2 protein-coding genes (1 of these 2 cut by a window edge) are annotated in these 24,322 nt (G+C 65.6%); both read right to left on the bottom strand.

Features of this window, described 5'->3' with window-relative positions; genetic code table 11:
* Positions 1–11,357 carry the 5' portion of a non-ribosomal peptide synthetase gene (locus J1G34_RS03925; protein WP_222993384.1) on the bottom strand. 3,115 nt of this gene lie to the left of the window's left edge, so 11,357 of the gene's 14,472 nt are visible here — the first part of the coding sequence; the start codon lies at positions 11,355–11,357; the stop codon falls past the left edge of the window.
* Positions 11,354–24,322 carry a non-ribosomal peptide synthetase gene (locus J1G34_RS03920; RefSeq protein ID WP_222993382.1) on the bottom strand — a complete coding sequence of 4,323 codons (12,969 nt, stop codon included), beginning with the start codon at positions 24,320–24,322 and terminating at the stop codon, positions 11,354–11,356. The genes J1G34_RS03925 and J1G34_RS03920 overlap by 4 nt, the downstream gene beginning before the upstream one ends.

Genomic DNA, 24,322 nt, shown 5'->3' with positions numbered 1-24,322 from the left:
ACAGCTATATCACTGCGGGTCAGCAGCCGCACCGCGCCGCTGTCCTGCAGCATGAAACCCTGGCGCTCGGCGGGTGCATTGATATCCAGCGGCACGTAGGCGGCGGCGCATTTCAACACGGCCAACTGGCCGACTATCAAGTCCACGCCGCGTGGCAGCAGGATCGCTACGCTGTCCCCGGTGTGCACGCCAAGGCCGAGCAGGTGATGGGCCAAGCGGTTGGCGCGAAGGTTGAGGTCAAGGTAGCTCACGCGCTGCTCGCCATGCACCACCGCCAGCGCACCGGGACGGGCCCCGGCCTGGGCCTCGAACAAGCGTTGCACCGTGTGTGCGCGGGGGAATTGGCGGGCGGTGGCGTTGAAGTCCTCAAGCAATTGTCGGCGCTCGTCGGCCGGCAGAATCGACACAGCGCTGATGGCGCTGTCGACAGTGTCCTCCAACGCCGTCACCATCTGCTCAAGCGCCGTGGCCAGGTAACCGCAAAGACGCCGCGCGCCCTGACCCGCTGCGCTCAGACTGAAACTCTCGCCCAGGTCGTCCACACTCATCGACAGGCCGTAGCTGGAGCGCTCCTCGCCCTCGATCAAATAGATGCCCTGCCATGCCTTTGCGGCATCGTCATTTGGCGTGCCGGGTACCTCGGCACTGTGACGATAGTTGAACAGTACGTTGAACAACGACGTGCCTGCAGGCACGCTGCTGCAACGCTGCGCCAGCGCCAGGGGCGCGTGTTCGTGCTTGAGCAACTGCGCCAGGCGCGCATGGGTGTCGCGCAGCGCACCCCGCACCGAGTGTTCACCCAGGTCGACGCGCAGCGGCAAGGTATTGATAAAGACACCCATGGCCCGTTCGGCCCCCTCCCCGCCCTGCAGGCGGCCCAGCATCACGGTGCCGAATACGACCGACTCGCGCACGGCCACCTTGCCCATGACCAGGGCCCAGGCCAGGTGCATGACGCTGGCGGCGCTCACGCCGGCCCGACGCGCCTGGGTACGCAGGCGCTGGCTCAGCGCATGATCGAGCAGGCTTTGCACCTGCTCAACCGGGCCCAGCTCGCACAGGCAGGTCGGCTCATCGACTTGGGCGAGCATGTCGCGAAAGAACGCCTCATGCTCTTCGTCGGTGATGCCCAGGCGGGTCTGGGCAACGTAATTGCGATAAGGCACCGGTGCGCTCAGCGTATCGCCTTTGCCGCCCAGGAAGGCCTGCATGTCATGCTTGAGGATGCCCAGGGTCACGTGGTCCATCACCAAGTGGTGAAACAGCAAGGTGGCCACCACGCGCTGCGGTTCCTCGGTGTAGACCAGGCGCATCACCGGTGCCTGAGCCAGGTCCAGGCGCTGCGGCAACGGCCCTTTCTCAACGTGCAGGGACGCCTCACGCCACACTACTTGCATCGGCTCTTGCAAGCCGTCCCAATGGAACGAGGAACGCAGGATGTCATGACGCCGGATCACCGCCTGCAATGCCTCGGCAAATGCGTGCAAGCGTGCCGTGCTGTCGAAGGCAAATTGCGCCTGCAGCACATACACGTCGTCCTCCTGAACCGCGCGGTGGTGGTACAGAATTCCCTGCTGCAACGGGGCCAGCGGGTAGATATCCTGCACATTGGCGGCCCCGCCGGGGATGGCGGCGACAACACGGTCGATGGCCGGCTGATCCAGGCGCGCCAGCGTCAGCATGGACGGTGTGATGGCGTCGCAATCGGCGGCGATGCCATTGGCGGGTACGGCCACTTCCCGGCTGCCACCCAGGGTCGCCGCCAGGGCCGTCAACGTCGGCTGGCTGAACAGCACGTTCATGTCCGCCGACAATCCGAGCTGGCGCAGGCGCCCCATCAGACTCACGGCCATCAATGAATGCCCGCCCAGCTCGAAGAAGTTATCCTGCCGCCCTATACGCTCCACCCCCAGCAACTCGGCCCACACGCTGGCCAAGGCGATTTCGGTATCGCCCTGGGGCGCTTCGTAGTCGCGCACGCTCACCGACTCCACGTCCGGCGCCGGCAGCGCCTTGCGATCGAGCTTGCCGTTGGGGCTCAGCGGCAACGCGTCCAGGCGCACAAACACAGCGGGCACCATGAACGCCGGAAGCTGTTGCGCCAAATGACTGCGCAGCTCATCGATGTCGCACGCGTCGGCGGTGTAGTAAGCGATCAGGCGTTGCTCACGGGCCACCACCACCGCTTCGTTGACCGCGGGATGCTCGGTCAGTCGCGCCTGGATTTCCCCCAGTTCTATCCGCAAGCCATGGATTTTCACCTGGTCGTCATTGCGCCCCAGGTATTGGAGTGTGCCGTCGGGCAGATAACGGCCGAGGTCACCGGTACGGTACAAGCGTCCCTGGGTAAACGGGTCATCAAGGAAGCGCTCGGCCGTCAGTTCAGGACGGTTCAAATAGCCCCGCGCCACTTGCACGCCGCCAATGAACAGCTCGCCCACCACACCCAGGGGCACCGGCTGCATCTGCGTGTCCAGCACGTACATGCGGGTATTGGCGATCGGTTTGCCGATGGGCGTGTTTTCCGGCACGTCGCAAGGCAGGCAGGACCACGCCGTCACGTCCACCGCCGCTTCAGTCGGACCGTACAGGTTATACAGGTTGACGCCCGGCAGTTGCTGCTTGAAGCGCCGCACCAGGCTGCCTGGCAGCGCTTCACCACTGCACATCACGCGTTGCAGGCCCGCTACCTGGCTGACATCGCCATAGGCAAGGAAGACATCGAGCATTGACGGCACAAAGTGCAACGTCGTGATCGCTTCACCTTCGATGACCTCGCACAGGTAAGCGGGGTCCTTGTGACCGCCCGGACGCGCCATCACCAGCCGAGCACCGATGGACAACGGCCAGAAGAATTCCCACACCGATACGTCGAAGCTGAACGGGGTTTTCTGCAGGACTGCGTCGTCGCAGGTCAGTCCGTATTCGTCCTGCATCCACAGCAGGCGGTTGACCACCCCACCGTGATCGTTGATCACCCCCTTGGGCTGCCCGGTGGAGCCTGAGGTGTAGATCACGTAAGCGCTTGCACCGCGTACCGCAGGGTTATCGTCCGGCTGGTGCTGCCAGCACGGCTGGTCCAATTCAAGCACCGCCACCTCGCCCAGCAAACCACGCGTAGCGACCTGGGCAAGCACCACCTGCGGTGCACTGTCTTGCAGCATGTAGGCGATCCGCTCCTGGGGATACGCCGGATCCAGCGGCACATAGGCCGCGCCGGCCTTGAGCACCGCATACAGGGCGATAACCATGTCCAGGCCACGCTCTGCGCAGATGGCTACGCGGGCATCCGGCTGCACACCGAGCGCCAGCAGATGATGGGCCAATTGGTTGGCGCGGCTATTGAGTTCGGCATAGGTCAATTGCTGCGTGCCGGCCTTGAGCGCAATCGCATCCGGCGTGCGTTCAACCTGCGCTTCGAAGAGGCCATGCAGGGTCTGGTCGAGGTTGTAGTCGACTGCCGTAGCGTTGAAATCAAACAGCACTTGCTGACGCTCGCGCGCCCCCAGCAACGACACATGCTCCAGCACCGCCTGGTCGTCTTCGACCATCGCCTGCAACAGACGAATCAGGTAGCCGACGTAACGTTGTACCGTCGCCTCATCGAACAAGGCCACCGCGTATTCCAACGTGCCCAGAATGCAGCCGTCGACTTCGCCAAGGCTCAGCGCCAGATCGAACTTGGCAAAGTGGCTGTTCTCGACGATCGCCTCCAGCGTCAGGTCGCCGAGGGCCAGCGCCGGTGCACTGCTGTCCTGCCAGGTCAGCAGCACCTGGAAGATCGGGCTATGTGCCAGGCTGCGCAGCGGTCGGAGGATCTCCACGACTTTTTCGAACGGCAGGTCCTGGTGAGACTGAGCGGCCAGCGTCACCGCCTTGACCCGCGCCAACAGTGCCTCGGTGCTCAGCTCGCCGCAGGTGTCGACGCGCACGGCAAGCGTGTTGACGAACAGGCCAATCAGCCCTTCCACTTCACTGCGGGCCCGGTTGGCTACCGGCGAGCCGATCACCAGGTCGTGCTGACCGGACAACCGTGCAAGCAGTGACGCCCAGGCGCTCATCACTGTCATGTACAGCGTCACCCCGTGCCTCTGGCTCAACGCCTTGAGCCCGGCGGTCAGACGCTCATCCAGGCGCACCTGGACCGTATCGCCGGCATAGCTCTGCTGCGCCGGGCGGGGCCGATCGGTAGGCAGGGAAAGCAATGGTGGCGCGCCAGCCAGGGTTTGCTGCCAGTAGGCGCTTTGGTGGTTGAGGACTTCGCCACTCAGCCAGCGCCGTTGCCACACGGCAAAATCGACGTACTGGATCGGCAGTGGCGGCAACGGGTCGGGCAGGCCATGGCTGAAGGCCTGGTACAGCGCCATCAGTTCCCGGGTGAGCACGCCCATGGACCAGCCATCAGAGACGATGTGGTGCAGGGTCAGCAGCAGCACATGGTGATCGTCGGCCATTGCCACCAGGCGTCCACGTATCAGCGGACCTTGTTCCAGGTCGAACGGTGCCGAGGCTTCGCCGTGGATCAATGCATCCAAAGCCTGCTGAGGATGCGAGTGATGCCGCAGGTTCTGCAGTTGCAGCGGCAACACCTCTTCAGGCGGTGCAATCAGCACCCGCGCGTCGTCACCGTGCTGGGCAAAGCGGCTGCGCAGGGTTTCATGTCGCGCAACAATACGTGCCAAGGCGCGTTGCAGCGCCTGCACGTGCAACTGCCCGCGCAGTCGCAAGCCGATGGGAATGTTATAGGCGGTATTGGCGCCTTCCATCAGCGCCAGGAACCACAGGCGTTGCTGGGCGAACGACAACGGAGCGTGTTCTTCGCGATTGGCCGGCAGGATATCCGGCAAGGTGCTGCGACCGGACCGGGCCAGCACGGCGGCGACGGCGCTGAGTTCGGCATTGGCGAAAAAATCGCTCAGCAGCAGCTCTATGCCCAGGCGCTGACGCACCTGGGACACCATGCGCATGGCCAGCAGCGAGTGACCGCCCAGCTCGAAAAAGTTGTCGCGCCGGCCTACTTGCGCCACCTGCAACACATCGGCCCAAATCTGCGCGAGCACGCTTTCAAGCTCGCCCTCGGGCGCAATGTACTCACGGATAAACAGGGCCGACAGATCCGGCTTTGGCAGGGCCTTGCGATCGAGCTTGCCGTTGGCCGTCAGCGGGAGCGCATCGAGCCGCATGTACGCGGCCGGGACCATGTAGCCCGGCAGACGCGCGACCAGGTGCGCACGGATATCAGCGCCAGCCAAGGAACCCGTCGACGGATGCGCGGTGAAATACGCCACCAGCCGCTCGTCACAGACCAGCACCACAACATCCTGGATACCCGGCAACTGGTTGAGTTGGGTTTCGATTTCGCCCAGTTCGATGCGCACACCACGGATTTTCACCTGATCGTCGTTGCGGCCCAGGTACTCCAGGGTGCCGTCGGGCAACCAACGCGCCAAGTCACCGGTGCGGTACATGCGCCCCGCATTGAACGGGTCATGCAGGAAGCGTTCGGCGCTCAGTTCCGAGCGGTTCAGGTAACCGCGCGCCACGCCTTGGCCGCCGACATACAATTCCCCGGCTACACCCAGCGGTACCGGACGCTGCTGTTCGTCGAGCAGGTAGACCGTGGCATTGGCGACAGGCTTGCCGATATGCAGCGGCTGGCCGACCTCTATCTGGCCGGAGGTGGCGACCACTGTGGCTTCGGTGGGCCCGTAGTTATTGACCAATGCGTAACGCAGCGGGCGCGTGAACTGGCGCAAACGGTCGCCACCGATCAGCAAGGTGCGCAGCGTCGGATGTTCGATCTGCTGGCTGAAGGCGTACTCGGCGACCGGCGTCGGCAGGAAGCACACGTCCAGCGGTTGCGCGCACCACCAGGCGAGCAGCGCGTCGACATCCTCGACGCCGTCATGGGCCGGCGGCACGTGCAGGGTCGCGCCGACACACAGCGCCGGCCAGACCTCCCAGGCCATCGCATCGAACCCGAAGCCGGCGACACTGGCCGTATGGTCCCCGGCATGCAGATCAAAAGCACGACAGTGCCAGTCCACCAGGTTCACCACACTGTGGTGCTCCACCATCACACCTTTGGGCAAGCCGGTGGAGCCGGAGGTGTAAATCACATAGGCCAGATTGGACGGGCCGGCAGCGACTTCGGGATGATGTGGCGTGGGGGTACGCCAGCCATCGCCATCCAGCTCGATTACCGGCACGTCGAGGGCCGGCAACCTTGGCAGCAGCGCGCGCTGGCTCAGCACTGCCACGGGGGCGCAATCGCAGAGCAGATAGGCCAGGCGCTCGGCGGGATGCGCTGGATCGACCGGTACATAACACGCGCCGGACTTGAGGATCCCCAGCAACCCGACCAGGGTGTCGAGGCCGCGACGGGCGACGATGGCCACGCGGTCGTCGGGCTTGATGCCCAGGCCGCGCAGGTGATTTGCCAGATGGCTGGCGTGCCTGTCGAGTTCGGCATAGGTCAGGTGGTGCTCGCCGGCCTTGGCCGCAATGGCATTGGGCGTGCGCTCGGCCTGAGCGGCGACGAGCCCGTGCACGGTCTGCTCGACGTTGTTGGGCATCGATGTCGCATTGAAGTCCACCAGCACCCGCTGGCGCTCAGGTTCCTCCATCAGCGGCACATGGGCCAGCACCGCACGGTCGTCGGCGACCATGGCCTGCAACAGGCGGGTGAAATAGCCGACGTAGCGCTGCACCGTCGCCTCATCGAACAGCGCGACAGCGTATTGCAGCGCACCACGGATCCTGCCTTGGTCTTCACCCAGGTCCAGGGTCAGCTCAAACTTGGCAAACAGGCTCTCTTGAGCAACGCCTTCAATCACCAGATCGCCCAACGTCAGGGTGGGCGCGCTGGCGTCCTGCCAGGCCAGCAGTGTCTGAAACAGCGGCGTGTGGGCCAGGCTGCGCACCGGCTGGGTAATCTCCACCACCTGTTCGAACGGCAGATCCTGATGGGACTGGGCCGCCAGCGACACCGCCTTGACCCGCGCCAGCAGCACTTCGGTGCTCGGTTCACCCGAGGTATCGATGCGCAGGGCCAGGGTATTGACGAACAGGCCGATCAGCCCTTCCACTTCACTGCGCGTCCGGTTTGCCACCGGCGAGCCAATCACCAGGTCATGCTGGCCGGACAACCGAGCCAGCAGCGCTGCCCAGGCGCTCAACAGGGTCATGTAAAGCGTGACGCCATGGCGTTGACTCAACGCTTTCAGCGCGGCTGTCAGGCGCTCGTCCACATGCACCTCGACGCTGCTGCCGGCATAGTCTTGCTGCGCCGGACGTGGACGATCAGTGGGCAGCGTGAGCAAGGCCGGCGCATCCGCCAGCACGTGCTGCCAGTAATCGCTCTGGCGGTGCAGCACTTCACCGCTGAGCCACAAACGTTGCCAAATGGCGAAATCACCGTACTGGATCGTCAACGGCGGCAGCGGGTCGGGCTGCCCGTGGATGAACGCCTGGTACAGCGCCATCAGTTCGCGGGTCAGCACGCCCATGGACCAGCCGTCGGAGACAATGTGGTGCAACGTCAGCAGCAGCACATGATGATCGTCGGCCATCATCACCAGGTGCCCACGCAGCAGCGGGCCGCGCTCCAGGTCAAACGTGGCCGAGGCCTCGTGGCGGATCAGCGCTTCAAGGGCCTGTTGCGGCTCGGGATGACCGCGCAGGTCCAGCGACTGCAGCGGCATGGCATCGTCGGCGGGCACGGTCAGCACCTGGGTGTCATCGCCCACCTGGACAAAACGGCTGCGCAGGGTGTGATGGCGCCTGACGATGCAGGCCAACGCCTCTTGCAGCGCCTGCACGTGCAATTGCCCACGCAGGGCCAGGCCTATGGGGATGTTGTAGGCACTGTTGCCGCCGTCCATGTTGGCCAGAAACCACAGGCGCTGCTGGGCGAACGACAGCGGCACATCCTCGCCACGATTGGCCGGCAGAATATCCGGCAAGGTGCTGCGACCCGCCTGGGCCAGCACGTGAGCAACCGCCGCCAGTTCGGCGTTGGCGAACAAGTCGCCCAGCACCAGCTCCACTCCCAGGCGCTGGCGCACCTGGGACACCATGCGCATGGCCAGCAGCGAATGCCCGCCCAGCTCGAAGAAGTGATCGCGCCGCCCAACCCGCTCCACTTGCAACACGTCGGCCCAGATCTGCGCCAACACGCTTTCGATCTCGCCCAGCGGTGCCTCGTATTCACGACTGAACACCGCAGCCATATCCGGCGCCGGCAGCGCCTGGCGGTCGAGCTTGCCGTTGGCGGTCAGGGGCAGCGTGTCGAGCTTCATGAACGCCACCGGCACCATGTAGTCCGGCAGATGGGCCACCAGGTGCGCGCGGATATCAGCGACGGCCAGCGCATCCAGTTGCGGGCTTTCGGTGAAATACGCCACCAGCCGCTCTTCACGCACCAGCACCACCGCCTCCAGGATGCCCGGCAGTTGGTTGAGCCGGGTTTCTATTTCGCCCAGTTCGATGCGCATGCCACGGATCTTTACCTGGTCATCATTGCGCCCCAAATACTCCAGGTTACCGTCGGGCAGCCAGCGCGCCAGGTCGCCGGTGCGGTACATGCGCCCGCTGCTGAACGGGTCGCGCAGGAACCGCTCAGCGGTCAGCTCCGGGCGATTGAGGTAGCCGCGCGCCACGCCCTTACCGCCCACGTACAGTTCACCCGCCACGCCCAACGGCACCGGGCGTAGCTGTTCGTCCAGCAGGTAGACCCTGGCATTGGCGATGGGCTTGCCGATATGCAACGGCTGGCCCGCCTCGATCTTGCCGGCGGTGGCGACCACCGTGGCTTCGGTGGGGCCATAGTTGTTGATCAGCTCGAAGCGCTGCGCCCGCCCGAAATGGCGCAGGCGATCGCCGCCGATCAGCAGCGTGCGCAGGGTCGGGTGCTCGATGTTCTGGCTGAAGGCGTACTCGGCCACCGGTGTCGGCAGGAAGCACACGTCCAGCGGTTGCGCGCACCACCAGGCGAGCAGCGCGTCGATGTCTTCAGCGCCGTCGTGGGCCGGCGGCAGGTGCAGGGTGGCGCCCGCGCACAGCGCCGGCCACACTTCCCAGGCCATCGCATCAAAGCCGAAACCGGCCACGCTGGCGGTATGCCGCCCGGCGCGCAGGTCGAAGGCGCTGCAATGCCAGTCCACCAGGTTGGCCACGGTGTGATGCTCCACCATCACCCCTTTGGGCAGGCCGGTGGAGCCGGAGGTGTAGATCACATAGGCCAGGTTCGACGCCGTCATGGCCACCTCGGGATTGCTCGCCGCGTGGTGGTGCCAGGTGTAGCGGTCCAGGTTGATCACCGGCACCTCCAGCTCCGGCAGGCGCTCGAGCAACGCGTGCTGGGTCAGCACGGCCACCGGGGCGCTGTCGCTGAGCAGGTAGTTCAGGCGCTCGGCCGGGTGGGACGGGTCCACCGGCACGTAGCAGGCGCCGGCCTTGAGGATCGCCAGCAACCCGGCCAGGGTGTCCAGGCCACGGCGTGCGACGATGGCCACGCGGTCATCGGGCTTGACCCCCAGCGCCAGCAGGTGATGGGCCAGCAGGTTGGCTTGCTGATTGAGTTCGGCGTAGCTCAGCGTGCGGTCCAGGCACACCGCCGCGATGGCATCCGGGGTCAGCGCGGCCTGGGCCTCGATGCGCGCGTGCAAGGTGCTGCCCTGAGGGAACACCGCCTGGGTTGCGTTGAACTGCTCGAGCAACAGGCGCTGCTCGGCCAGCGGCACCACCGGCAGCTGGTTGAGCGCGGTGTGCGGGGCCTGCTCCAGGGCGCTTATCAGGTTTTCCAGTGCGGTTTGCAGGTAGGCGCAGACGCGGTGCGGGTCGACCTGGGTGCAGGCGAGCAAACGCAAGATGAAGCTATCGCCCAGGTCATCCACGCTCAGCGTCAGCGGGTAGTTGGTACGCTCCTGCGAGCTCAACATTTCGATGCCGTTCCATGCCGCCACCGCCTCGGCCTGATTGCCGGAACCACTGTGCCGGTAATTGAGCAACGCACTGAACAGTGGCGTGGGCGCAGTCACCCCACTGCAGCGCTGCGCCAACGCCAAAGGGGCATGCTCATGGCGCAGCAACGTCGTCAGCCGTGCATGGGTGTCCCTGATGCCGGTGCGCACATCCGCATGACCGACGTCCACACGAAACGGCAACGTATTGATGAAAATCCCCAGTGCTCTGTCGGTCTGCTGACCGCCCTGCATGCGCCCCATCAACACCGTACCGAACACCACGCTTTGCTTGCCTGCCAACACACTCAGCACTTGGGCCCAGGCCATATGGAACACGCTCGCCGCGCTTACGCCCAGATGGCGTGCCTGCTCGCGTACACGTTGATTGAGCGCTGCCGACAGCGGCAGGTCCGCTTCGACGATATCGCGGCCGTCGCCCTGCACATCCTGCAGACCGAAAGGCAAGGTCGGCTCGCAGATATCGCTGAGCATCTGACGGAAAAACGCCTCGTGCTCCTGCTCGCTGACGCCCAGTCGCGCCTGCGCCACGTAATTGCGAAACGGGATGGGCTGGCCCAATTGTTCGCCACGGCCTTGCAACAGCGCCTGCAGTTCATGGCGCACCACGTCCAGCGCGCTGTGGTCCAGGGCCATATGATGAAACAGCAGCATTGCCACCACGCGCTGGCCGGGTTCGTCCCAGGTGCGCACCAGGCGCAACATCGGCGCCTGGGTCACGTCCAGGCGGTAATGGCGAACATCGAACAGCTGGCGCAACTGCTCTGCGATATCGCCCTCAGCCGGGTCCAGCTCAAGGGCTTGCACCGGTAACCGGGCCTGGCGCCAGACCACTTGCGAGGGCTGTTCGAGGCTTTCCCAAACCACGCCGGTACGCAGGATATCGTGCCGATCCACGACGCTCTGCAAGGCGTTGGCAAACTGCTCGAAGCGCGCCAGGCTGTCGAAGGCGAACTGCGACTGCATGATGTACGGGTCACCCTGCTCCGTGCTCGCGTGGTGGTAGAGAATGCCTTCCTGCAACGGCGCCAGCGGGTAGATGTCCTGGATATTCGCCACCCCGCCCTCGACGGTGGCGACGATCCGCTCGATCTCGTCCTGGCTGAGGGTGGACAGGGTCAACATGGCCGGGGTGATGCGCTCGGCGCCCGGGGCGATGCCGTTGGCCGGTACTTGCACCTCACCGGCTTTGCCGGCCGAGTATTCACCCGCCTTGATCCGTTCGATCAGGGCCGGCTTGTGTTCGCGCAACGCAGCGAGGATCGCCGGGTCGCTCAAGGCTTGCTTGTTGCCTTGTACGGACAGTTGCTCGCCTTTGAGCGCCAGTTGCACATCCTTCGTTTTCAGGGTTGCCAGCAATTGTTGGATGTTCACAGGACGATCTCCATTCGTTCGGTCATTGCGGCGTAGCCGGCCAGGGTCGGTTGCTCGAACAGCCCTCGCACATCGGCTTCCATGCCTTCCTGGCGCAAGCGCCCGATCAAGCTCACGGCGAGCAGCGAATGCCCGCCCAGTTCAAAGAAATTGTCATGGCGCCCTACTCGCTCCACCTTCAGCAGCTCGGCCCAGAGTCGGGCCAACAGTATTTCGCAGTCGCCTTCGGGCGCTTCGTACTCACGCACACTCAACGACGCCGTACCCGGGGCCGGCAGCGCCTTGCGGTCGAGCTTGCCATTGGGGCTCAGGGGCAGCGCGTCGAGGTGCATGAACAACGCGGGCACCATGAAGTCCGGCAGGTGCTGCAAGAGCTGGCTGCGCAGGGCGTCGATGGCGGTGGCCGCGCCGGTGTAGTAGGCGACCAGGCGATCTTCGCAGGCCACGACCACGGCATCTTTCACCGCTGGATGGTCGATCAGTCGCGCCTGGATTTCCCCCAATTCGATGCGCAGGCCGCGAATTTTCACCTGGTCATCGTTGCGGCCCAGGTACTCGAGATTGCCGTCCGGCAGGTAGCGGCCAAGGTCACCCGTGCGGTACATCCGGCCCGCGCTGAACGGGTCCTCAAGGAAGCGTTCGGCGGTCAGCTGCGCACGGTTGAGATACCCCCGCGCCACCTGCACGCCACCGATGAACAGCTCACCGACCACCCCCAGCGGCACCGGCTGCAATTGGGCGTCCAGCACGTACATGCGTGTGTTGGCAATCGGCTTGCCGATCGGCGTGTTGTCCGGCACGTCGCTGCGTGCGCAGTTCCATGCGGTCACATCCACTGCGGCTTCGGTCGGGCCATACAGGTTGTACAACCCGATGCCCGGCAGTTGCTGCTTGAAGCGTCGCACCAGGCTGCCCGGCAGCGCTTCACCGCTGCAGATCACGCGCACCAGCCCGGCGGCCTGGCTGACATCGCCGTGGGCCAGGAATACGTCGAGCATCGACGGCACAAAGTGCAGCGTGGTGATGCGCTGCGCCTCAATCACTTCACACAGATACGCCGGGTCCTTGTGGCCGCCCGGACGTGCCATGACCAGGCGGGCGCCGGTCATCAGCGGCCAGAAGAACTCCCACACCGACACGTCGAAGCTGAAGGGCGTTTTTTGCAACACCGCATCCTGCGCGTTGAGGCCATACGCGTCCTGCATCCACAGCAGGCGGTTGACCACCCCGGCATGTTCATTAATGACCCCCTTGGGTTGGCCGGTGGAGCCGGAGGTGTAGATCACATAAGCCTGATGCCGGGCGGTAAGCTCCGGCACGCTGGGATTGGTGCTCGGCTGGTGCTGCCAGGTGTCGCAGTCCAGATCAAGGGTGGGTATATCACCGAGCAAGGCGCGGGTTGCGCCGTGGGCCAGCACCACCACCGGTGCGCTGTCGTGCAGCATGTAGGCGAGGCGCTCGTGGGGATAGGCCGGGTCGAGCGGAACATAACCGCCGCCGGCCTTGAGGATGGCGAACAAGCCGATGACCATGTCCAGGCCACGCTCCAGGCACACCCCAACCCGCGACTCGGGCCGTACGCCCAGTTCACGCAGGTGATGAGCCAGACGGTTGGCCCGCTCGTTGAGTTGCCGATAGCTCAGGCGTTGATCCCCCGCTTTCACGGCCTCGGCATCCGGCGTGCGTAAGACCTGCGCCTCGAACAAGCCGTGCAAGGTCTGGTCAAGGTTGTAATCGACTGCGGTCGCGTTGAAGCCGTGCAACAGTGTCTCGCGCTCCTGCTGCCCCAGGATCGACACGCGGCTGATCGGCAGGTGCGGCGCCTGTTCCAGCGCCTCGACCAGCCCAAGCAACGCCGTCTGCATATAACCGCAGACGCGTTGCGCTCCAATGTGCGCGGGGGTCATGACGGTCAGGCGGAAACCCTCGCGCTGGTCATCGACGTTCAAGGTCAAGGGGTAATTGGTGCGTTCTTCACTGGCCAGGGTGTGAATCCCTTGCCATGCCTGCGACACCGTCGCCTCCTGGCTGGCGCTGTGGCGGTAATTGAGCACTGCACTGAACAACGGCAACGGCGCGGCGACGCCACTGCAACGCTGGGCCAGAGCCAGGGAGGCATGTTCATGGCCGAGCAGTGCCGTCAGGCGCTCATGGGTGCGCTTGACGGCCGCGCGTACACCGGTCTCATCAATATCCACGCGCAATGGCAAGGTGTTGATGAACATCCCCAGTGCACGGTCGCTGCCTTTGCCCCCCTGCATACGGCCGAGCAGTACCGTGCCGAAGACCACGCGGTGCTGGCTGCTGGTGCTGGCCAGCACCCGGGCCCACGCCAGATGAAACAGACTGGCGGCGCTGACACCCGAGAGGCGGGCCTGCGCCCTCAGACGCTGGCTGAAGGCCGGGGCCAGGCTCTGCTGCACCTCTTCGATTGCACTGCCGTCACCTTGGACGTCCTGCAAGCCGAACGGGAGCGTCGGCTCGTCGATGTCTCCCAGCATCTGGCCAAAGAACGCTTCATGTTCGTGCTCTTCGACGCCCAGGCGCGCCTGAGCCACATAGTTGCGGTAAGGAATGGCTGCTTCAGCGATCCGGGGCTGCCCGAGCAAACTGGCTTGCATCTCCTGACGTACGCTGTCGAGTGCCGTGTGATCAAGGGCAATATGGTGGAACAGCAAAATCGCAACGACCCGCTGCTGACCGGGGTCCTCGGCATACACCAGGCGGATCAGCGGCGCCTGGGACATCGGCAGCCGGTAATGGCGCGGGTCGAAACGCTGGTGCAACTGCTCGATGACGTTGCCTTGCAGCGATACGCATTGCACGGCCAGTTCAGCCTTGCGCCACACCACTTGCAGCGGTTGCACCAGGCCCTCCCAGACCACTGCGGTGCGCAGGATATCGTGGCGATCGATCACCTGCTGCAGCGCCTGGGCAAAGGCGTCCAGGCGTTCAAGGCTGTCAAACGCCAGGTGCGATTGCAGCAGGTACGGGTCGCCCCGCTCGGCGCTGATGTGATGGTAGAAAATGCCTTCCTGCAACGGCGCCAGCGGATAGATATCCTGCACATTGGCGGCGCCGCCGGGCACTTGATCGATCACCTGATCCAGCGTCGATTGCTCCAGCGTCACCAGCGACAGCATGTCCGCCGTGATGCGTTGGCAGCCGTCAGGAATACGGTTGGCCGGCACCTGCACTTCGCGACCACTGCCCACGGCGGCGGCCAGCGCGGCCAGGGTCGGCTGGCTGAACAGCACGCGCACATCGGCGCTCAGGCCGACCTGGCGCATGCGCTCGATCAGGCTGACGGCCAGCAATGAATGCCCGCCCAGTTCGAAGAAGTGGTCATGGCGCCCCACCTGCTCCACCTGCAGCACGTCGGCCCAGATCCGCGCCAGGCGGGTTTCCACTTCGCCCTGGGGCGCTTCGTAGTCACGGGTCAGCAGCGCGGCTTGATCGGGGGCCGGCAAAGCCTTGCGGTCCAGCTTGCCGTTGGCGGTCAGGGGTAAGGCCGCAAGTTTCACGTAGGCCACCGGCACCAGGGCCTCGGGCAGTTGCGCCTGCAGTTGCGCGCGCAGCGTGTCGATCGACAGCGCCTGGCGTTCGGTGAACCAGGCGATCAAGCGGCCTTCGCGCACCAGCACTACCGCTTCCGCGACGCCGTCGAGCGCGGCCAGGCGGCTTTCGATTTCGCCCAGTTCAACCCGCACGCCGCGTAGTTTGACCTGGTCATCGTTGCGCCCCAGGTATTCCAGGTTGCCATCGGGCAGCCAGCGCACCAGGTCGCCGGTGCGGTACATGCGCCCGGGGTTGAACGGGTCTTGCAGGAAGCGCTCGGCGGTCAGGTCCGGGCGATTCAGGTAACCGCGCGCCACGCCGCGGCCCCCCACATACAGCTCACCGGCCACGCCCACCGGCACCGGACGCAGGTGCGCATCCAGCACGTAGCTGGTGGCATTGGCCACAGGCCGGCCGATATGCAAAGGCTGCCCGGCACGCACACGCCCGGAAGTGGCGACCACCGTGGCTTCGGTGGGGCCGTAGTTATTGATCAGGGCAAACCGTCGTTCCTGGCTGAACTGGCGCAGGCGGTCGCCACCGATCAGCAGCATGCGCAAGGTCGGGTGTTGCAGGTTCAGGCTGAAGGCGTACTCGGCCACCGGGGTGGGCAGAAAGCTCACGTCCAGCGGCTGCGCCAGCCACCAGGCCAACAGTTCGTCGATGTTTTCATTGCCCACCTCGGCGGGCGGCAGGTGCAGGGTCGCGCCCACGCACAGCGCCGGCCAGACTTCCCAGGCCAGCGCATCGAAACCGAAACCGGCGACGCTGCTGGTATGGCTGGCAGCCCGCAGGCCGAAGGCCTCGCAGTGCCAATGCACGAGGTTTTCCACGTGGTGATGCTCCACCATCACGCCCTTGGGCTGGCCGGTGGAACCGGAGGTGTAGATGACGTAGGCCAGGTGCGCCGGGGTCAGTGCGCCCAGTTGCGGATTGCTCACAGGGTATTGCTGCAAGCCGGGGTCGTGCAGGTCGACACTGGCGACGCCGCCGAGCAGGTCGCGGGTGCAGGCTTGCGAGAGTACCGCCACCGGTGCGCTGTCCTGCAACAGGTAGGCGATCCGCTCCGCCGGGTACGCCGGGTCGATCGGCACATAGCCCGCGCCGGCCTTGAGAATGCCGAGCAGGCCCACCAGCATCTGCGGGCCGCGACGGCAGCAGATCGCCACGCGGTCATCCGGCTGCACGCCAAGCCCGAGCAGGTGATGGGCCAGTTGGTTGGCGCGTTGATTGAGCTGCTGATAGGTCAGCGCCACTCCGTCCTGCATCACCGCAATGGCCTCGGGCTGACGCTCGGCCTGGACTTCAAAGGCGCCGTGCAGGGTGTGCCCGCGCGGGAAGTCATGGGCGGTGGCGTTGAATTCGCGCAGCAGCGTGTCGCGTTCCGCCGTCGGCAGAATCGGCAGGTGGTGCAAGCGGGTGTCCGGCGCGTTTTCCAGGGCGTCGACCAACTGCGCCACGGCGTTGTGCATGTAGTCGCACAGGCGCTGGGCGCCGATCTGCGGCAACGCCAGCACAGCGAGAGCAAAGCCTTCGCCCAGGTCATCCACACTCAGGGTCAGCGGATAGTTGCTGCGCTCTTCGCCGCCGAGCAGCTGTACGCCCTCCCAGATCCCCTGACCGTCGCGGGCCATTTCGCCGGGGCTGCTGTGGCGGTAATTGAGCAAGGCGCTGAACAGCGGCGTGGCCGTCGCCACCCCACTGCAACGCTGGGCCAGGGCCAGGGAGGCATGTTCATGCCCGAGCAAGGCGCTCAAGCGTGCATGGGTGGCCTTGACCGCGTCGGCGGCAGCGGCCGCCACATCGACCCGCAGCGGCAAGGTGTTGATGAACATGCCCAGGGCGCGGTCCGCACCATCGCCGGCCTGCATGCGGCCCATCAGGACGGTGCCGAACACCACGTCGTCGCGCCCGGACACCAGCCCCAGCACCTGTGCCCAGGCCAGGTGCATCAGGCTCGCGGCGCTGACGCCCAAGTGGCGTGCCTGCTCGCGCACCCGCTGCGCCAGCTCGGCCGGCAGCTGCCGTTCGGCTTCTTCGATGCTGCGGCCGTCACCCTGCACATCGTGCAAGCCGAACGGCAACGTCGGCTCGTCGACATCGGCGAGCATGTCGCGGAAGAACTGCTCATGCTCGGCCACGCTGACCCCCAGGCGCGCCTGGGCCACGTAGTTGCGAAACGGCGCGGCTTCGGGCAAGTCATCGGCCTGATCCAGCATGAAGGCACGCATCTCCTGGCCCACCACTTCCATGGCGGTATGGTCCAGGGCCAGGTGGTGGAACAGCAGGATCGCCGCGACACGCTGATTGGCCGGGTCCTGGGCGTAGACCATGCGCAGCAGCGGCGCCTGGGTGATGTCCAGCCGGTAGTGCCGCGCATCGAAGCGCGCATGCAGTTGTTCGATGATGCCGCCGTCGGCCGGGTCCAGGCTGACGGCCTGCACCACCAGCTGCGCCTGGCGCCACACCACTTGCACCGGGCTGTCCAGGCCTTCCCAGACCACCCCGGTGCGCAGAATGTCGTGGCGCGCCACCACCTGTTGCAGCGCGCCCATGAAAGCGTGCAAGCGCTCAAGGCTGTCGAACGCCATGCGCGATTGCAGCAGGTACGGGTCGCCCTGTTCGGCGCTGATGTGGTGATAGAGGATGCCTTCCTGCAACGGCGCCAGCGGGTAGATATCCTGCACGTTCGCCGCACCGCCCGGCACGTTGGCCACGATGCGTTCAATGGCGGCCGCGTCGAGTTGCACCAGGCTCAGCATCGACGGGGTGATGTGCGTGCAACCTGCCGGGATGCCATTGGCCGGCACCACGATTTCGCGCCCGCTGCCCACCGCCGCCGCCAATGCCGCGAGGCTAGGCTGGCTGAACAGCACGCGCACATCGGCGCTCAGGCCGACGCGGCGCATGCGCTCGATCAGGCTGACGGCCAGCAACGAATGCCCGCCCAGTTCAAAGAAATGATCATGCCGGCCGACGCGCTCGAGCTTGAGCACGTCCTGCCAGATCTGTGCCAGCAGGGTTTCCACCTCGCCCTGGGGGGCCTCGTAGGCACGACTGAGCAGGGCCTGCGGGTCTGGCGCGGGCAAGGCCTTGCGGTCGAGCTTGCCGTTGTTGGTCAAGGGTAAATGGGCCAGCGGCATATAGGCCGAGGGCAACATGTAGTCGGGAAGCAGGCCTTGCAGGTGGGCGTGTACCTCATCGATGCCCAGCGCGGCGTCGGCCCAAGTGAAATAGGCCACCAGGCGCTTGTCCCCCGGCACGTCCTCACGGGCCAGCACGGCGACGTCGCGGATGCCCGCGCAGCTCGCCAGACGCGCCTCGATCTCGCCCAGCTCGATACGGAAACCACGGATTTTCACTTGGTCGTCGTTACGCCCAAGGCATTCGAGCAAGCCGTCCACCGACCAACGCCCAAGATCACCCGTGCGGTACATCAAGGCGTGGGGCTGTTCGGAAAACGGGTCGTGCACGAACTTTTCGGCGCTCAGGTCCGGGCGGTTCAAATAGCCCTTGGCCACGCCATCGCCGCCAATGCAGATTTCGCCAGTGATGCCCAGGGGCACCGGCTGCAACTGCGCGTCCAGCACATAGATCTGCGTATTGGAAATGGGCCGCCCCACCGGCACGCTCTCCACGTCATCGGCAAGTGCGCGCACTTCGTAGGTGGTGGCGTAGGTGGTGGTTTCGGTCGGGCCATAGCAATGCACCAGGCGCAGTGCCGGTGCCTGGGCCAGCAGGCTGCGGAAGGCGGCCGGGTCGGCGCGCTCGCCGCCGCACAGCAAAATGCGCAGGCCAGCCAGTGCCTCGGGGATCAGTTGCACATACTGGTTGAACAGCGCGGTGGTGACGAACAACACCGTGGCACCCGCCAGCTCGGCGCCGAATGCCTGCGGGTCGAGCAAGGTGGCGTGGTCGATCACCAGCACCTGCCCACCGTTGAGCAGCGCGCCCCACACGTCCATGGTGCTCGCATCGAACGCCGGGTTCGACGCAAAGGCCACGCGGTCCTGGGCATTGAAGTCGGCGTAGCCGTTATTGATCACCAGCCGGGTAATGCCGCGCTGGGGTACCAGTACGCCTTTGGGCGTGCCGGTGGAACCGGAGGTGTACATGATGTAGGCCACGCTGTCGGCGGACTGTTCGCGCTCGGGGTTTTCCGCCGGCAGCCCGTCGAGGTTCAGCCCGGCCAGGTCGTCCAGCACCAGGCGGGCGCCGCTGTCCTGCACCATGAAGGCCTGGCGTTCGGCCGGCGCATTGACGTCCAGCGGCACGTACACCGCCGCGCACTTGAGCACGGCCACTTGGCTGACCACCAGGTCGATGCCGCGCGGCAGCGCCAGGGCCACCGGCTCGCCGGACTGCACGCCCTGGCCGATCAGGTAGTGGGCCAGGCGATTGGCGCGGCGATTGAGGTCGCGGTAACTCAAGGACAGCTTGCCCTGCACCACCGCCACTGCTTCAGGCCGTGCCAGCGCCTGGGCTTCGAACAGCTGGGCGACGCTCAAATGCGCCGGGTAGTCGCGGCGACTGGCGTTGAACTCCACCAGCAGTTGCTGGCGCTCTACCGGCGGTATGATCGACAGCGTTTGCAGCGCGGTGGTCGGCGCCTGTTGCAGGGCCGTCACCAGGTGGCGCAGCGCGGTGAGCATGTAGTCCGCCACGCGCTGCACGTCCAGCGTGGCAATGCCTTGCACGGTGAGGGCGAAGCCTGCGCCCAGGTCATCGACGTTGAGCACCAGCGGGTAGTTGCTGCGCTCTTCGGAGCTGAGTACCTGGATGCCGGACGCGGCGAACGGGCTGTCACCCGGTGCTTCATCCGGTGCGCTGTGGCGATAGTTGAGCAAGGTACTGAACAGCGGCAACGACGCCGGCACGCCACTGCAGCGCTGGGCCAGGGACAACGAGGCATGTTCGTGACCGAGCAATTGCGCCAGGCGTGCGTGGGTGGCGCGCACACCGGCCTGCACGCCCGTGGCGCCGAGGCTGACCCGCAGCGGCAAGGTGTTGATGAACATCCCCAGCGCCCGATCGGCGCCCTCGCCGCCCTGCATGCGTCCCAGCAACACGGTGCCGAACACCACGTCGCGCTGGCCGGACACCTGGCTCAGCACCTGCGCCCAGGCCAGGTGCACCAGGCTCGCGGCACTCACGCCCAATTGCCGCGCCTGTTCGCGCAGGGCCAGGCTCAGCCCCGACTCCAGCGGCAGATGGGCTTCGACGATGCCGCTGCCGTCGCCATTCACATCCTGCAAGCCGAAGGCCAGGGTTGGCTCGTCGATATCGCCGAGCATCTCGCTGAAGAAAGCTTCGTGCTGCGCCTGACTCACACCCAGGCGCGCCTGGGCCACGTAGTTGCGGTACTGCACCGCGTCGGGCAACTGCGCGCTGTTGCCGCACAGGCTGGCGCTCATCTCTTGCACCAGCACGTGCAGGGCGGTGTGGTCGAGCAGGATATGGTGCAACAGCAGGATGCCGACCAGGCGCCCCGCTTCCTCGCTGTACGCCAGGCGCATCAGCGACGCGCGTGACAGGTCCAGGCGATAGTGACGAGGGTCGAAGCGCTGTTGCAGAGACGCCAGGGCATCGTCGCCCGTGACCTCGACCCGCTCGACCGCCAGCGGTGCCTGGCGCAGCACCACCTGCACCGGTTCATCCAGGCCTTCCCAGAGGATCGCGGTGCGCAGGATGTCGTTGCGCTCGATCACGCTGTGCAGCGCCTGGACAAACCCGTCCACCGCCGTCTGGTCAGCGAAACTGAACTGCACCTGCAACACGTAGGGGTCGCCCTCTGCGGTTGCCAGGTGATGGTAGAGAATCCCGGCCTGCAACGGCGCCAGGCCATAGATGTCCTGCACATTGGCGATGCCGCCGGGTATCGCCTGGATGATGTGGTCGATGGCGACCTGGTCGAGGTCGACCAGGGGCAGCATGTCCGGGGTGATGGCCGCGCTGTGTTCTTCAATGAGATTGGCCGGCACCTGCACTTCGTGGTGCCCGCCGACCGCCGCCGCCAGTGCCGCCAAGGTCGGCTGGCCGAACAGCACGCGCACATCGGCGCTCAAGTCTACCTGGCGCATGCGCTCGATCAGCTTGACCGCCAACAGCGAGTGGCCGCCGAGCTCGAAGAAATTATCCTCGCGCCCCACGCGGTCGACCTTGAGCAAGTCCTGCCAGAGCGTGGCGATGGTGGTTTCCACCACGCCCTGGGGCGGTGCATAACCGCGCCGGGCCAACGCGTCGGTATCAGGTGCGGGCAAGGCCTTGCGGTCGAGTTTGCCGTTGGTGGTCAGCGGGAACCGCTCCAGCAGCACAAAGGCAGCGGGCACCATGTAATCGGCCAGGCTCTGCAGCAAATGGTCGCGCAAGGCGGCCGCAGTGGGCGCGCCGTCGGCAATTACGTAGGCCACCAGGCGTTTGTCGCCGGGGGTGTCCTCCCGGGCAATCACCACGGCGTCGCGCACGCCGTTGGCGGTGGCCAGGTGGGCCTGGATTTCACCCAGTTCGATACGGAAACCGCGGATCTTCACTTGGTCGTCGTTGCGCCCCAGGTACTCGACGCTGCCGTCGGCCGACAAGCGGCCAAGGTCGCCGGTCTTGTACATGCGCAGGCCGGTGGCCGGGTCGTGCAGGAAGCGTTCGGCGTTGAGCGCGTCACGGTTCAGATAACCGCGCGCCACCCCGGCGCCGCCCACATACAGCTCACCGACCACACCGAACGGCAGCGGCTCGCGCTGTGCGTCAAGGATGTACAACTGCAAGTCCGGAATGCGCACGCCAATCGGGCTTACGCCGACCAACTGCGCATCGGCCGCTTCCAGCGCGCGGTAGGTCACGTGCACGGTGGTTTCGGTGATGCCGTACATGTTCACCAGTTGCGTACCGGCATTCACCGCCCGTGCATACCAGGGCTTGAGCATGCCCGGTTCCAGCGCCTCGCCGCCGAAAATCACCTGGCGCAACGAATGCGCCTGGTCGCTGTTGCCCTGGGCCGCGATCAACTGGCGGAACGCACTCGGCGTCTGGTTGAGGATGCTGACCGAGGCTTCGCAGAGCAGCGCGTAGCACTCATCCGGTGAACGGCTGACCAATTGCGGCACGATCAGCAACTGACCGCCGTGCATCAGCGCGCCCCAGATTTCCCACACGGAAAAGTCGAACGCGAAGGAATGGAACAGCGCCCACACGTCGTGCTGGTTGAAGCCGAACCAGTGCTGGGTGGCGCTGAACAGGCGCGCCACCTGGCGGTGTTCGATCATCACGCCCTTGGGCTGGCCGGTGGAACCGGAGGTGTAGATGACATAGGCCAGGTTGGCCGGGCTCAGGTGCAGGCACGGATTGACCGTGGCCTGTTGGTGCAGGGCGTCGAGGTCGATCTGCGCCAGGTTGCCCACCAAGTGCCGGGTGTCGGCTTGCACCAGCACCGCCACCGGCGCGCTGTCGCCCAGGGTGTAGGCGATGCGTTCCTGCGGGTACGCCGGGTCGATCGGCACATAACCGGCACCGGCCTTGAGGATGCCGAGCAGGCCGATGATCATCTGCGGGCCGCGCTCCACGCAGATCGCCACGCGCGCGTCGGGGCGCACGCCCTGGGCCAGCAGCGCATGGGCGACCTGGTTGGCGCGTTCGTTGAGTTCACGGTAGGTCAGGCAGCGTTGTTCGAAACGCACGGCAATCGCGTCGGGGCGGGTGGCGGCGTGGGCTTCGACTTGCTGGTGGATCAGGACGGTGTCGGCGTAGTGCGCGGGGCTTTGGTTTACGGAGCTTTGGTTTACTGAACTTTGGTTTACTGAGCTTTGGTTCAGGCGGTGCAGCAAGGTATGGCGTTCGGAGTCAGGCAGGATGTTCAGGCCGCTGAGCGGCATATCCGGTCGCTGTTCAAGCGCATCGGCCAGACTTTCCAGCGCCGTGTGCAGATAACCGGCCACGCGTTGCGCGCTGATGGACGCATCGACCATCACCGTCAGCGCAAAGTCTTCACCCAGGTCATCGACGTTGACCGTCAGCGGGTAGTTGGTGCGCTCTTCGGCGCCGAGCACCTGGATGCCTTCGGCCACGTCGATCACCGCGTGCATGTCGCTGGCGGCGCTGTGACGGTAATTGAGCATCGCACTGAACAGCGGTGCAGGCGCCGCTACGCCGCTGCAACGCTGGGCCAGCGCCAGGGAGGCGTGCTCGTGCTCAAGCAAGGTGGTGAGGCGCTCGTGGGTGGCTTTGATCGCGGCGCGCACGCCTTGCTCGCCGACATCCACGCGCAGCGGCAAGGTATTGATGAACATGCCCAACGCGCGCTCACCGCCCTCGCCCGCGCCCATGCGGCCGAGCATCACGGTGCCGAACACCACCGACTCCCGGCCGGAGACCACCCCCAGCACCCGGGCCAGCGCCAGGTGCATCAGGCTTGCCACACCCACGCCCAACGGACGTGCCAGGCTGCGCAGGCGCAGGCTGAGGGCATGCTCAACCGGCAGGCGCGCTTCGTCGATGCCAAGGCCATCGCCCTGCACGTCCCGCAGGCCGAAGGGCAACGTCGGCTCGTCGATGTCGGCGAGCATGTCGCGGAAGAAGGCTTCGTGGGCCTGCTCGCTCACACCCTGGCGCACCTGGGCGATATAGCTGCGAAACGCTACCGGCGGCGCGGCCTGCGCCTGATTGCCGGCGAGGTACAACTGGATTTCCTCGCGCACCCCATCGAGGGCGGTGTGATCGAGGATGGTGTGATGAAACAGCAGCATCGCCACCACGCGTTCGTTGGCCGGGTCGTCGGCGAACACCAGGCGCAGCAACGGCGCCTGGCCCAGGTCCATGCGATAGGTGCGCGCATCGTAGCGTGCGAGCAGTTGCGCCAGGCGGTCGGCACCGTCCAGATGCGCCTCTTCACAGGCCAGGGTTGCCTTGCGCCACACCACCTGCAACGGCTCGTCGAGGCGCTCCCAGGCCATCGACGTGCGCAGGATATCGTGGCGATCAATCACCCATTGCAACGCCTGGGCAAAGCTGTTCAGACGTGCGCGGCTGTCGAACACGAACTGCGCGTGCAGCACGTAGGGGTCGCCCTGCTGTGCGCGAAGATGGTGGTAGAGCATGCCTTCCTGAAGCGGCGCCAGGGGGTAGATATCCTGCACATTCGCCGCCCCGCCGGGGATCGCCGCGACGATGCGGTCGATGGCCGGCTGGTCGAGCGTGACCAGGGGCAGCATGTCCGGGGTGATGCCATAAGCCGGGCTCGACCAGTCGCCGCCATGCGCCGCGACCCACTCAAGCAGTTGGGGTTTATGCGCGATCAGTTGGTCCCACAGCGCGTCATCCAGCGCGTCGTCATCGCCCAGGACGATCAGGTCGCCCTCTTCCGTCTGCAGACGGATCGCATGGGTGGAAATCGCTGCCAGTAATTCGCTGAACTGCAT

It is taken from the genome of Pseudomonas sp. Wu6 (genome assembly GCF_019891515.1).
GTDB classification, from domain to species: Bacteria; Pseudomonadota; Gammaproteobacteria; order Pseudomonadales; family Pseudomonadaceae; genus Aquipseudomonas; species Aquipseudomonas orientalis_A.
Note: the sequence above shows the minus strand (reverse complement) of the source record. Positions and strands in the feature narration are given on the sequence as shown.